The organism is Stenotrophomonas maltophilia (assembly GCF_003970865.1).
Lineage (GTDB): Bacteria > Pseudomonadota > Gammaproteobacteria > Xanthomonadales > Xanthomonadaceae > Stenotrophomonas > Stenotrophomonas maltophilia_AR.
The window spans coordinates 1-11592 of sequence record NZ_RXLZ01000095.1 but is presented as its reverse complement, the minus strand read 5'-3'; the positions used below and the strand labels follow the sequence as shown (position 1 = coordinate 11592).

The following is an 11592-nucleotide window of genomic DNA, read 5'->3' as shown; positions in this document are numbered from 1 at the left end:
CCGGGGGCGCTACGCCGTGGGCGCCAGCCCGAGCGGGGCCAGGGGAAGTTTCGGGGGCGCTACACGCAGGGAAAAAAAAAAGAAACGCCAAAGGGGGTCGGGTAGCGGGGTTCGATGGTGGTGTCGACCAAGGTCGACACCTACCAAGAGCGGAGCACATCAGATTCAAGATCGAATCCCAGGGCCACCGGCCAACTGTCGAAGGCGGGGCGCTGTGGGCTTGCGGGGTGTGAGCCGCATGGATGCGGCGACCAAGCCCGCATGGACGGGTTTACGGCGGCCCCGCAAGCCCACAGCGCCCCGCCTCCCCTCAGGAAGCCCGCTTTTGACGTTGACGTTGACGTTGCTTCGGCGGGTGCAGGGCGCAGCCCTGCCGAACAACATCCCTCAGTAACGAGGCCGGCCTTCTTCCAGCACCTGGCGCAGGAACGGCACGGTGATCCGCCGCTTCGCCGCCAGCGACTCGCGGTCCAGCCAGTCCAGCAGCGTGATCAACCCACCCAGCTCGCGCCCGGTATGCGACAACAGCCACTCGATGGACGCCTCGTCGATCGCCAGCCCACGCCGCAGCGCGCGTTCGCGCAGCACCGCAGCACGACCTTCCTCGTCCAGCGGCTGCAGCAGCACACGCACGCACTGACCCAGCCGCGAACGCAGGTCGGGCAGTACCAGGCCCAGTTCTTCCGGCGCCTTCTGCGCCGTGTACAGCACGGTCACGCCCGCAGCGCGCGCGCGGTTGTGGAAATCGAACAGTGCGATCTCGTCCTCGCGGTTGCCGGCCACCTCGTCCAGACCGTCCAACGCGACCAGTTCGCGCGCCTCCAGCCCATCCAGTGCAGCACGTACGCGGCCGGCGGCACTGGCCAGCGGTACGTAGGTCGGCAGGCGCCCGGCCTGCTCGGCGCTGGAGCACATCGCCAGCGCCTGGTGGGTCTTGCCCGTGCCCGCCGCACCTTCCAGGTAGACCCAATCGTGGCTGGCACCCACCGCGATCGCGCGCAGCTGCGCCAGCGCGCCATCCGGCGCGCCGATGAAGGTCTCCAGGCGCTGGTCCCGCGGGTAATGCAGGGCCAGCGGCAGTTGCGGCACACCCATCACTTCAGGTCGGGGCCCTTGTCGTTCGGAATGATGATATGGGGGGCGTCGACCACGCCATCAAGCACGATCGCCGGCTTCTCACCCACGTACAGCTCGCTCTGGCGATAACGCTGGTGCGCGTAGCGCAGCAGCACGTTGGTCACCGCTGCCACCGGCAGCGCGAGCAGCATGCCGAGGAAGCCGAACAGCTGGCCACCGGCCATCACCGCGAAGATCACCGCCACCGGGTGCAGGCCGATCTTGTCGCCGACGATGCGCGGGGTCAGCACGTAGCTCTCCAGCAGCTGGCCCACGGTGAACACCACGCCGACCAGGATCAGCAGCTTCAGGTCGAAGCCCTGCGCCTGCACCAGCGCGGCCACCACCGCCATCAGGATGCCGGTGGTCGCGCCCAGGTAGGGAATGAAGCTGATCAGGCCGGCAATCAGGCCGATCAGCAGGCCCAGCTTGAGGCCGACCAGCGACAGGCCACCGGCGTAGATCACGCCCAGCGCCAGCATCACGAGGAACTGCCCACGGATGAACGCACCCAGCACTTCGTTGGATTCACGCGCCAGCGCGCTGATGGTGCCGATCTGGTTGCGCGGGATCACCGACGCCACTCGCTCGACCAGCTTGTCCCAGTCACGCAGGAAGTAGAACGCCAGGATCGGCAGCAGCAGGATGTTGACCACCCAGGTCACCATCGCAAAACCCGAGCGCGAGACGTAGCCCATGAACGTGGTGGCAAAGCCGCCGGCCTGCTGCCAGTGGCTGCGCACCCATTCGATCAGACGGTCCGGATCCATCCACTGCATCACTTCCAGGCCGGTCTTCTGCTCGAACCAGGGGATGCCCTTTTCCATCAACCACGCCTGTGCCTGCGGCGCGACCGCGATCAGGGTGGTGATCTGGCGCTCGATCATCGGTACCAGCACCAGCAGCAGCGCCACGATCACCAGCACCATCGCCGCAAACACCAGCACCACGCCGGTCATGCGCGAGCGGCCGGTGGCCTCGATGCGGTCCACCAGCGGATCGCCCAGCCAGGCCAGCGCCAGCGCCAGCACGAACGGAGTCAGGATCGGCGCCAGCAGCCACACCACCCAGCCGATCATGCCGGCGAACAGGATGTACTTCAGGCGGCGCAGGAACTGCGCGATTTCCGCTTCCGGGCTCAGGTTCATCGCAGGCGGTACTCGTTGCTGACCGGCGCTGCGACCGGGGCACCGGTGGTGTCGTCGATCGGCGTCGGCAGGGCCGGCAGCGGTGCGCTCGGCACCAGCACGCCGTTGTCGCCCAGCATGCGGTTGAAGCCGGCCAGGCCGGTGGTCATCTCCAGGCTCAGCTCCAGCTGGCTGGCAGAGGCGTGCAGCGGGGTGACGTTGCGCACCACCGGTACCTCGCGCAGGCCGGCAGCCAGGCGCAGGTAGTCATCGGCGCTGTTGATGCCGGTGACCACCACCCGGTAGGTGCCGGCCTGGCCGACGGCCGCACCGGCCTTGGCATAGCGCTTGACCAGCGCATCGGCGGCACCATCGGCACCGGCGGCCATCGCGCGCATCGCGTTGGCATCCTTGCTGGTCCACTTGTTCAGCTCACGGCCGTTGTCGACGAACACCCAGTCCGCCTGCCAGCCGCCGTTGGCGCGGTACAGCTTGCCGATCAGCTGCATCGGCGGTGAGTAGCGCGAAGAGGCGCGGGCCACGGCGGCGCTGTCCTGGCGCCAGATGGCACCGGCCAGTGCCTGTTCGGCGGCACCACCGCTGGGCAGACCGAGCTTGTAGCCGCGCTCGATGGCGCGGTTCAGCAACGGGCGGGCGGCGTTGGCCTGCTGCACGCTGACCAGGCGCGGACCGCTGCCGTCGTCGACGGCCAGCCACAGCACCGGCTTCGGGCGCGGCTGCGGCCACAGCGGCAGGCCCAGCGCCGACACCAGCGAGTCGACATCGTCCTCGCGGAAGCGGGCCACCAGCAGGGTGCGGAAGCTGGGGGCGCCACTGGCGCTCACGCTCTGGTCCTGCTTGTAGTCGTAGCTGGCCACGTAATCCTTGGCATTGCGCAGCGCCTGCGCCACGCCAGGGCGCGACATCACGCTGCGATCGCCGGACAACTTGCCCAGTACGACGCTCAAGGCGCGGGCCAGCGCGCCGTTGCGGTCGGCTTCGGCTTGGCTGTTGACGGGCACTTCGGCCTCGTACGCGCCAGTGGCGGTGGCAACATCACCCTCGGTGCGCAGGCCGCTCTGGGCCATCGTGGCCACCGGCAGGCTCAGCGCAAGGAGCAGGGTCAGAATCAGGCTGCGGCGCATCAGGACATCCATTGGCTCGACGTATCCGGGGGAATTGTTGCCCGAATACGGCCTTTGCGCCAATGCGGCCTGTTAAAATCGCCCGTTCAACCCCTGCCAGCGCCGACGCCCGTGACCAACACCCCGTCTTCCGCCCCCTCCCCCCTCACCTACCGTGATGCGGGTGTCGACATCGACGCCGGCAACGAGCTGGTCGAGCGGATCAAGCCCCTGGTCAAGCGCAGCTTCCGCCCGGAAGTGATGGGCGGCCTGGGCGGCTTCGGCGCCCTGTTCGACCTGTCCAACAAGTACCGCGAGCCGGTGCTGGTGTCGGGTACCGACGGCGTGGGCACCAAGCTGAAGCTGGCCCACCAGCTGAACCGCCACGATACGATCGGCATCGACCTGGTCGCCATGTGCGTGAACGACGTGCTGGTGCAGGGTGCCGAACCGCTGTTCTTCCTGGACTACTTCGCCACCGGCAAGCTGGACATCGACACCGCCGCGGCGGTCGTGGGCGGCATCGCCAACGGCTGCACCGAGGCCGGCTGCGCGCTGATCGGCGGCGAGACCGCTGAAATGCCCGACATGTATGCCCCGGGCGAGTACGACCTGGCCGGCTTCACGGTGGCCGCGGTCGAGAAGAGCGAGCTGAAGGACGGCGCCAGCGTGGCCGCCGGCGACGTGCTGATCGGCATCGCCTCGTCCGGCCCGCACTCCAATGGCTACTCGCTGGTGCGCCGCATCTACGACCGTGCTGGCCGCCCGGCCGAGCTGGAGCTGGAAGGCGGCGTGAAGCTGGTCGATGCGCTGATGGCGCCGACCCGCCTGTACGTCAAGCCGATCCTGTCGCTGCTGAAGTCGCACGGCGAGGCCATCCACGGCATGGCCCACATCACCGGTGGCGGCCTGACCGAGAACATCATCCGCGTGGTGCCCGAAGGCCTCGGCCTGGACATCCAGGCCTCGTCCTGGACCCTGCCGCCGGTGTTCCAGTGGCTGCAGAAGGAAGGCGCAGTAGCCGACAGCGAGATGTGGCGCACCTTCAACTGCGGCATCGGCTTCGTGCTGATCGTGGCGCCGGACCAGGTGGCCGCGGTGTCCGACGCAGTCAAGGCGCAGGGCCTGGAGCACTGGACCATCGGCCAGGTGGTCACCGCCGAAGGCGGCGAGCGCGTCCACATCGGCTGACCCCGGCAACCCAGGAGCCCCGCATGGACGCAACGCCCCCCTTGTCGCCCGCCCCCGTGCCGCCGCCGCTGGCGACGGTACCGGTGTTCAGCGCGCAGGATGCCGACCACCTGCGCATGCTGGCCATCGCGCACTACGTGGTCGGCGCCCTGATCGCGCTGTTCTCGCTGATCTTCATCATCCACATCGTGCTGGGAATCACCGCGCTCACCGGCAACCTGCCGCTGAATTCCGGCGGCCAGCCGTCGTCGCCGGCCGAGGAGCGCCTGTTCGGCTGGATGTTCACCATCGTCGGCTGCGTCATCGTGTTCGGTGGCGTGACCCTGGGCGCGTTCGTGGCCTACGCCGGCCGCTGCCTGACCCGTCGCCGCCGTTACCTGCTGTGCCTGATCGTGGCCGGCCTGGCCTGCCTGTTCGCGCCGATCGGCACTGCGCTGGGAGTGTTCAGCCTGATCACTCTGGTGCGCCCGCAGGTCAAGGCCGCCTTCGACCTTCCCGCCGCGACCGCATGACCGCCTCCGGCAATCCGCCGCCGCTGCCACATCAGACCCTGGCGCAGCTGCAGCTGACCAGCCATCTGCAGACACTGAAGGTGCTGTTCTACGCGTTGGCCGGCTTCCATTGGTTCGCCACAGTGGCGTTCCTTGGCCTCAGCGGATGGGTGGCCCACTCGCGCGGGTTGGACGATGCCTGGATGCTGACCACGGTCTATGCGTCGATCGCCGTGCTGGCCGCCGTGCTGGGGTTTGTGCAGTTGTACACCGCACGCCAGCTGTCACATCGCACCGGGCTGGCCTGGTGCCAGCGCGCGGCCTGGCTGGGCGTGCTGGCCGGCCCGCTGGGCATGGCCTTGGCCGCCTATGCCTGGGTGTTCCTGTCCAAGCCTGAAATGGCCGCGCTGTTCGACCGCGGCGACCACCTCAGTGTCTGAACCTGCCGGCAGACGCCCCGTCCTTTCCTGATCGATTTCCCATGTCCGCGCCTGCCCTCCCGACGTCCGCTTCGCCCACCACCCACCGTTTCTCGGGCCCCAAGAAGCTGGCCTTTGCCGCCGTGCTGGCGGTGTTCGCAATCAGCTGGGTCCACCCGCTGTGGCCTACCGAGCAGGCCCTGCACAGCACCCTGACCGTGATCGGGCTGGCCGCGCTGCTGTGGGTCGATCGTCGCGGCGGCTGGCTGGGCAACGGCGCCTTCATCGCCATCTGCGGCTTCATCGCCCTGCACTGCGTGGCTGCGCGCTGGCTGTATTCCAACGTGCCCTACGACGCCTGGGCGCAGACGCTGACCGGCTGGTCGCCGAATGCGGCCTTCGGCTGGCAGCGCAATCATTTCGACCGCCTGATCCACTTCCTGTTCGGCGTCTGCTTCACTCCCGCGCTGCTGCAGCTGGCCCGCCATGCGTGGCCTGCGCTGCGCCTGGGCCAGGCCTTCACCCTGGCGGTGATGACGGTGATGTGTGCCAGCCTGGTCTACGAATGGTTCGAGTGGGCCATCGCGCTTGCCCTGTCGCCCGATGCCGCCGAGGCCTACAACGGGCAGCAGGGCGACATGTGGGACGCGCACGCCGACATGCTGATGGCCACCCTCGGCAGCCTGCTGGTCTGGCCGCTGACCCGCCGGAGCGCCCAGCCGTGACCGCGCCCACCCGCATTGCCGTGCTCGCCTCCGGTCGTGGCAGCAACCTGCAGGCCATCCTCGATGCCATTGCCGACGGCCGCCTGCCGGCCGAGGTAGTCGGCGTGTTTTCCGACCGTCCCGCCGCGGAGGCCCTGCTGCGTGTCGATGCCGGCCTGCGCTGGGCGCATGCACCGAAGGAGTTCAGCGACCGCGCCAGCTACGAGCAGGCGCTCGGCGATGCGCTTACCGCAGTACAGCCGGACTGGATCGTCTGCGCCGGCTACATGCGCATCCTCGGCGCGGCCTTCGTGCAGCGCTTCAATGGCCGGCTGGTCAACATCCATCCGTCGCTGCTGCCACTGCACAAGGGCCTGGACACCCACGCGCGTGCGCTGGACGCCGGCGACGTCGAGCACGGTGCCAGCGTGCACCTGGTTGTGCCCGAGCTGGACGCCGGCGCCGTGCTGGCGCAGGTGCGAGTACCAGTACTGCCCGGCGATGACGCCGACAGCCTCGCTGCACGCGTGCTCGCGGTGGAGCATCCGCTGCTGATCGCCACCCTGCAGCTGTTGTGCGCCGACCGCCTGGCTGAACGGGAGGGCCAGCCGCAACTGGACGGTCACCCCCTGTTTAGCCCGTTGGCCCTAGATTCCGCCGGGAACCTGAACCGGTAACGCCCATGCACACGCCCCGCTGACTGCGGGGCTGGCATCCTGCCCCCTCCTGCGGTCCCTGTCCTCCATGAAGACCACGACCCTGCTGTCCACCTCATTGCTGCTGTCGCTTGCCGTGTTCCCCGGCGTGGGCTGGGGCCAGGCACAGGCGCCCGCCACCCCGCCGGCACCGGTGCCCGCAGTGCAGCCGCCTGCCGAGGCGCCGGCCGTACCGATGCCACCGGCACTGGCCTGGGAGCCACCGCCGCTGCAGCCGTTCAGCGCCACCTACCAGGCCTTCTACAAGGGCAAGGAAGCGGGTGATGCCAGCATGCAGGTCACCCACACCGCCGGCAGCCAGTGGCGGGTGGACATGCAGGTGGTCGGCCGCCGCGGCTTTGCCAGCGTGCTGGGACTGAACATCGAACAGAGCACGGTGTTCGAGGAGCGCAGCGGCGTGTATGCGCCTCTCAGCCAGAGCACGGTGCGCAAGGGCCTGTTCCTGGGCAAGAAGGCGGTCGGTACCTACAACTGGCAGGCCGGCACCGCGCAATGGACCGGCGACGTCAAGAAGGAACGCGCGCAGCCGGTCCCGCTGCAGGCGGGTGACCAGAGCGCACTGCTGATCAATCTGGCGATCATGCGCGATGCGCGTCCGGGCGCCACCATGCATTACCGCTACGTGGACATGGGCAAGGTCCGCGAACACGACTACCAGGCCGCGCCGCAGACCGAGAACGTCGAGGTCGGCGACCTGTCCTACAACGCGCTGCGGGTCTACCGGACCAACGGTGGCAGAAACGAAACCATTCTCTGGATCGCCAACGGTGTCCCCACCCCGGTGCGCATCCTGCAACGCGAAGACGGCGAAGACCGCGTTGATCTGCGCCTGATCGAATACCAAGGAGTCTGAGCATGAATACCCTGACCCGCCCCCTCACCTGGATCGCAGCCGCTGCCCTGACCGTGGCCAGCCTGCCGGCCATGGCCCTGGAACCGTTCAAGGCGGATTACCTCGCCAGCTACATGGGCATGCAGGCCAACGGCACCATGACCCTGGCCAGCGAAGGCAGCAACAAGTGGCGCTACAGCCTGCAGGTGAAGAACCAGCTGGCCGACCTCAGCCAGAGCACGGTGTTCGAGGAAGTGCGTGGCCAGCTGCGCCCGCTCAGCAGCCAGGACCGTTCGGCGCTGCTGGTGAAGAAGCGCAACGTGCAGGCCAACTACAACTGGACCAGCAACCAGGCCACCTGGACCGGCGACATCAAGCCGGACCGTGCGGGCCCCATCGCGCTGAAGGCGGGCGACATGGACGCGCTGCTGATCAACCTGGCGATCGCCCGTGACCTGGCCGCCGGCAAGCCGCTGACCTATCGCATGGTCGACGAAGGCCGCATCAAGAACATGACGTACCGTGTGATCGGCAAGGAATCGATCACCGTGGCCGGCAAGAGCTACGAAGCCACCAAGGTCTCGCGCGCCGATGGCAACAAGGAACTGATCGCCTGGATCGTGCCGGAGTTCCCGGTGCCGGCGCGCATGCTGCAGCGTGAGAGCGGCCGCGATGCGCTGGACCTGACCATCAAGGCGATGAACTGACCGGAGATCCACGTCATCCACGCATGGCGTGGATCTACTTCACGTTCCAGTAGATCCACGCCATGCGTGGATGGGTGTATCCCAAAAAAACGCCCGCTTTCGCGGGCGTTTTCTTATTTCTTCGCTTCGGCCGGTTTCTCTTCGGCCGCCTTGAACTCGGTGCGGCAGTCCACGCGGATCTGCTCACCGGTGCTGCGCCAGACGAAGGTGCGGCAATGACGGTTGCCGTCCTGGCTGTCGTTCACTGCGACCGCATAGAACGACTCGATGATTTCATCACGCGAGACCGTGCCATCGCCGTTCCAGTCCATGTCCTTCTGCTCGATGCCCTGGGTGATGGCGATGTTGGCGTACCAGGCATAGCCCAGCCACGCCAGCACGATCAGCACCAGGGCCAGCAGCGCCTTGCGACGCGGGCTGAACTTGCCGCGCAGGATCATGGCACGCGCCGGATGGTGGCGCCGAGCGAAGACAGCTTCTCTTCGATGTTCTCGTAGCCACGATCAAGGTGGTAGATGCGGTCGATGGTGGTCTCGCCGCTGGCCATCAGGCCGGCCAGGATCAGCGAGGCCGAAGCGCGCAGGTCGGTGGCCATCACCGGTGCACCACTCAGGTGCTCGCTGCCACGCACGATGGCGGTATGCCCTTCGACCTGGATGTCCGCGCCCAGGCGCAGCAGTTCGTTGACGTGCATGAAACGGTTCTCGAAGATCGTTTCGTTGATGACGCCCACGCCGTCGGCCACGCAGTTGAGCGCCATGAACTGCGCCTGCATGTCGGTCGGGAATGCCGGGTACGGCGCGGTGGTCAGGTTGACCGCCTTCGGCCGCTTGCCCTGCATGTCCAGGGTGATGGTGTCGTCGGTGGTCTCGATCTTCGCACCGGCCTCGACCAGCTTGGACAGCACCGCGTCCATGGTGTTCGGGCGCGCACGGTTGACCGTGACCTTGCCACCGGTCATCGCTGCGGCCACCAGGAAGGTGCCGGTCTCGATGCGGTCGGGCAGCACTTCGTGGCGGCCACCGGACAGGCGCTCGACGCCTTCGATCACCAGGCGGGCGGTGCCCAGGCCTTCGATCTTCGCGCCCAGCGCGATCAGGCAGTGCGCCAGATCGGTCACTTCCGGTTCCATCGCACAGTTGTCGAGGATGGTAGTGCCTTCGGCCAGCACCGCGCCCATCAGCACGTTCTCGGTACCGGTGACGCTGACCATGTCGAAGGTGAAGTGGCCACCCTTCAGGCGCTTGGCGGTGGCCTTGATGAAGCCGTTCTCGACCACGATCTCGGCACCCAGCGCCTGCAGGCCCTTGATGTGCTGGTCGACCGGACGCGAACCGATCGCGCAGCCGCCGGGCAGCGACACTTCGGCCGCGCCGAAGCGGGCCAGCAGCGGGCCCAGCACCAGGATCGAGGCGCGCATGGTCTTGACCAGCTCATACGGTGCCACGTGCTGGTTCACCGAACGCGGGTCGACCACGATCGCGCTGCCGCGCGACAGCGTGCCCTGGTCGATGGTGACCTTGGCGCCCAGCTCGCCCAGCAGCTTCACCGTGGTGACCACGTCGTGCAGGTGGGGCACGTTGGTGATCTCCACCGGCTCATCGGCCAGCAGGGTCGCGCAGAGAATGGGGAGGACGGCGTTCTTGGCGCCGGAGATGCTCACTTCACCGTGCAGCGCAGCGCCGCCGGTCACAACGATCTTGGCCATGTATTCGGGATCTTCTGCGGTTCAGCCGGCTTCGGCCGGGGTCACGGTTTTCAGCGCCAGCGCGTGGATCGCGCCGCCCATCAGGTCGCCCAGCGTGGCATACACCATGCGGTGGCGGGCCAGCGGCATCTTGCCGGCAAAGGCCTCGCAGACCACGGTCGCTTCGAAATGCACGCCATCGTCGCCCTGCACGTCGGCGCGGGCGCCAGGCAGGCCGGTTTCGATCAGATTGCGGATGGTGTCGGCGTCCAACGGGCTTTCCTAATAAAATGTGCGTCCATTCTACTTCCGCTGCGTGGCGTCCGCATGGCCGAATCCCTGTTGCCCCCCCGTTCCGTCGACCCTGCAGGCCTGGTCGCCAGCGGCCGCCGCGTCTTCGAGATCGAGCGGCAGGCGCTGGACGCCGTGGCCGACCGCCTTGGCGAGGCCTTCCAGCAGGCCTGCCAGGCGATCCTGGCCAGCCGCGGGCGGGTGGTCGCCACCGGCATGGGCAAGTCCGGGCATATCGCCCGCAAGATCGCCGCCACCCTGGCGTCCACCGGTACGCCGGCGTTCTACGTGCACCCCGGTGAAGCCGGCCACGGCGACCTGGGCATGATCACCGAAGACGACGTGGTGCTGGCCCTGTCCTATTCGGGCGAGTCCGACGAGGTGCTGATGCTGCTGCCGGTGCTCAAGCGCCAGGGCAACGTGCTGATTTCCATGACCGGCCGCCCGCAGTCCAGCCTGGCCACCGCCGCCGACATCCACCTGGACGTGAGCGTGCCGGCCGAAGCCTGCCCGCTGGCGCTGGCGCCGACCTCCAGCACCACCGCCTCGCTGGCGATGGGCGATGCGCTGGCCGTGGCCCTGCTTGACGCGCGTGGCTTCACCGCCGATGACTTCGCCCGCTCGCACCCGGCCGGCAGCCTCGGCCGCCGCCTGCTGCTGCACATCACCGACGTCATGCACACCGGCGAGGACCTGCCCAGCGTGGGCGCCGACGCCAGCCTCAGCGAAGCGCTGATGGAGATGAGCCGCAAACGGCTGGGCATGACCGCCGTGGTCGATGCCGCTGGCGTGCTGATCGGCCTGTTCACCGACGGTGACCTGCGCCGTGCGCTGGACAGCGCGCTGGACGTGCGCACCGCGAAGATCGCCGACGTGATGACCCGCAACCCGCGCACCATCGGCGCCGACCAGCTGGCGGTCGAGGCGGCCAGGCTGATGGAGACCCACAAGATCACCGGCCTGATCGTGGTCGATGGCCAGGGCCGCGCGGTCGGCGCCCTGAACATTCATGACCTGTTGCGGGCCCGGGTGGTTTAACCGACAGTCCGTAGACCCCATTCAGTCTGTAACGCCGCACCTGCCCCCAACGAGCCTGCCGCCCTGAGCCGTTCTGTATACCACACCCCCAACCCACCCGACGGGCTCCCTACTCCGCCTTGTCCTCTGGCTGCTACATGACAAAAAAA

The 11592-nt window shown here is 67.9% G+C and carries 14 protein-coding genes; 8 read left to right on the top strand and 6 right to left on the bottom strand.

The genetic code is table 11. The annotated features are described in order from the left end of the window. Nucleotides 1–387: 387 nt before the first annotated feature. The 3 genes from hda to EKL94_RS20970 are packed head-to-tail and all read right to left on the bottom strand — an operon-like array spanning nucleotide 388 to nucleotide 3400. Complete coding sequence (hda, locus tag EKL94_RS20980) at nucleotides 388–1095, bottom strand: DnaA regulatory inactivator Hda (protein ID WP_032130359.1); 708 nt, start codon at nucleotides 1093–1095, stop codon at nucleotides 388–390. After that, nucleotides 1095–2264 (bottom strand): AI-2E family transporter, encoded by a 1170-nt coding sequence (locus EKL94_RS20975; RefSeq protein ID WP_126930501.1) that lies wholly within the window; start codon nucleotides 2262–2264, stop codon nucleotides 1095–1097. Before EKL94_RS20975 ends, hda begins: the two co-directional genes overlap by 1 nt. Then, the gene (locus tag EKL94_RS20970) at nucleotides 2261–3400 is read right to left on the bottom strand and encodes a DUF2066 domain-containing protein (RefSeq protein WP_126930500.1); all 1140 of its coding nucleotides are present in this window, start codon (nucleotides 3398–3400) and stop codon (nucleotides 2261–2263) included. The genes EKL94_RS20975 and EKL94_RS20970 overlap by 4 nt, the downstream gene beginning before the upstream one ends. 99 nt (nucleotides 3401–3499) lie before the next feature. Here EKL94_RS20970 and purM point away from each other — a divergent pair, with 99 nt between their 5' ends. From purM to EKL94_RS20935, 7 genes are all read left to right on the top strand, one after another. Next, nucleotides 3500–4558: a phosphoribosylformylglycinamidine cyclo-ligase gene (purM, locus tag EKL94_RS20965; RefSeq protein ID WP_126930499.1), complete on the top strand. Its 1059-nt coding sequence runs from the start codon at nucleotides 3500–3502 to the stop codon at nucleotides 4556–4558. Nucleotides 4559–4581: 23 nt separating this feature from the next. Then, nucleotides 4582–5070: a hypothetical protein gene (locus tag EKL94_RS20960; protein WP_126930498.1), complete on the top strand. Its 489-nt coding sequence runs from the start codon at nucleotides 4582–4584 to the stop codon at nucleotides 5068–5070. Then, nucleotides 5067–5489, top strand: a complete 423-nt coding sequence (locus tag EKL94_RS20955; RefSeq protein WP_126930497.1) for a hypothetical protein — start codon at nucleotides 5067–5069, stop codon at nucleotides 5487–5489. Before EKL94_RS20960 ends, EKL94_RS20955 begins: the two co-directional genes overlap by 4 nt. A gap of 41 nt (nucleotides 5490–5530) precedes the next feature. After that, on the top strand, nucleotides 5531–6193 hold the full coding sequence (locus tag EKL94_RS20950; RefSeq protein WP_126930496.1) for a DUF2238 domain-containing protein: 663 nt from the start codon (nucleotides 5531–5533) through the stop codon (nucleotides 6191–6193). Continuing rightward, the gene (purN, locus tag EKL94_RS20945) at nucleotides 6190–6849 is read left to right on the top strand and encodes a phosphoribosylglycinamide formyltransferase (RefSeq protein ID WP_126930495.1); all 660 of its coding nucleotides are present in this window, start codon (nucleotides 6190–6192) and stop codon (nucleotides 6847–6849) included. The genes EKL94_RS20950 and purN overlap by 4 nt, the downstream gene beginning before the upstream one ends. A 67-nt stretch (nucleotides 6850–6916) precedes the next feature. Continuing rightward, nucleotides 6917–7741, top strand: coding sequence for a DUF3108 domain-containing protein (locus tag EKL94_RS20940; protein WP_126930494.1), 825 nt, complete (start codon nucleotides 6917–6919; stop codon nucleotides 7739–7741). A 2-nt stretch (nucleotides 7742–7743) separates the two neighbouring features. Continuing rightward, a complete protein-coding gene (locus EKL94_RS20935) occupies nucleotides 7744–8427 on the top strand; it encodes a DUF3108 domain-containing protein (RefSeq protein WP_126930493.1) in 684 nt (227 codons plus the stop codon). A gap of 113 nt (nucleotides 8428–8540) precedes the next feature. Here the strand turns inward: EKL94_RS20935 and EKL94_RS20930 are convergent, their stop codons facing one another. From EKL94_RS20930 to EKL94_RS20920, 3 genes are read right to left on the bottom strand one after another with little or no spacing between them, the layout of a single operon-like run. Next, nucleotides 8541–8867: a hypothetical protein gene (locus EKL94_RS20930; RefSeq protein WP_049459898.1), complete on the bottom strand. Its 327-nt coding sequence runs from the start codon at nucleotides 8865–8867 to the stop codon at nucleotides 8541–8543. Then, nucleotides 8864–10135 carry a UDP-N-acetylglucosamine 1-carboxyvinyltransferase gene (gene murA, locus EKL94_RS20925; RefSeq protein ID WP_126930492.1) on the bottom strand — a complete coding sequence of 424 codons (1272 nt, stop codon included), beginning with the start codon at nucleotides 10133–10135 and terminating at the stop codon, nucleotides 8864–8866. Before murA ends, EKL94_RS20930 begins: the two co-directional genes overlap by 4 nt. A 21-nt stretch (nucleotides 10136–10156) precedes the next feature. Further along, entirely contained in the window at nucleotides 10157–10387 is a 231-nt protein-coding gene (locus EKL94_RS20920; protein ID WP_005408396.1) for a BolA family protein, read from the bottom strand. 54 nt (nucleotides 10388–10441) lie between these two features. On the opposite strand from EKL94_RS20920, the gene EKL94_RS20915 reads away from it, so the two are divergent. Then, entirely contained in the window at nucleotides 10442–11443 is a 1002-nt protein-coding gene (locus EKL94_RS20915) for a KpsF/GutQ family sugar-phosphate isomerase (protein ID WP_126930491.1), read from the top strand. Nucleotides 11444–11592 lie beyond the last annotated feature (149 nt).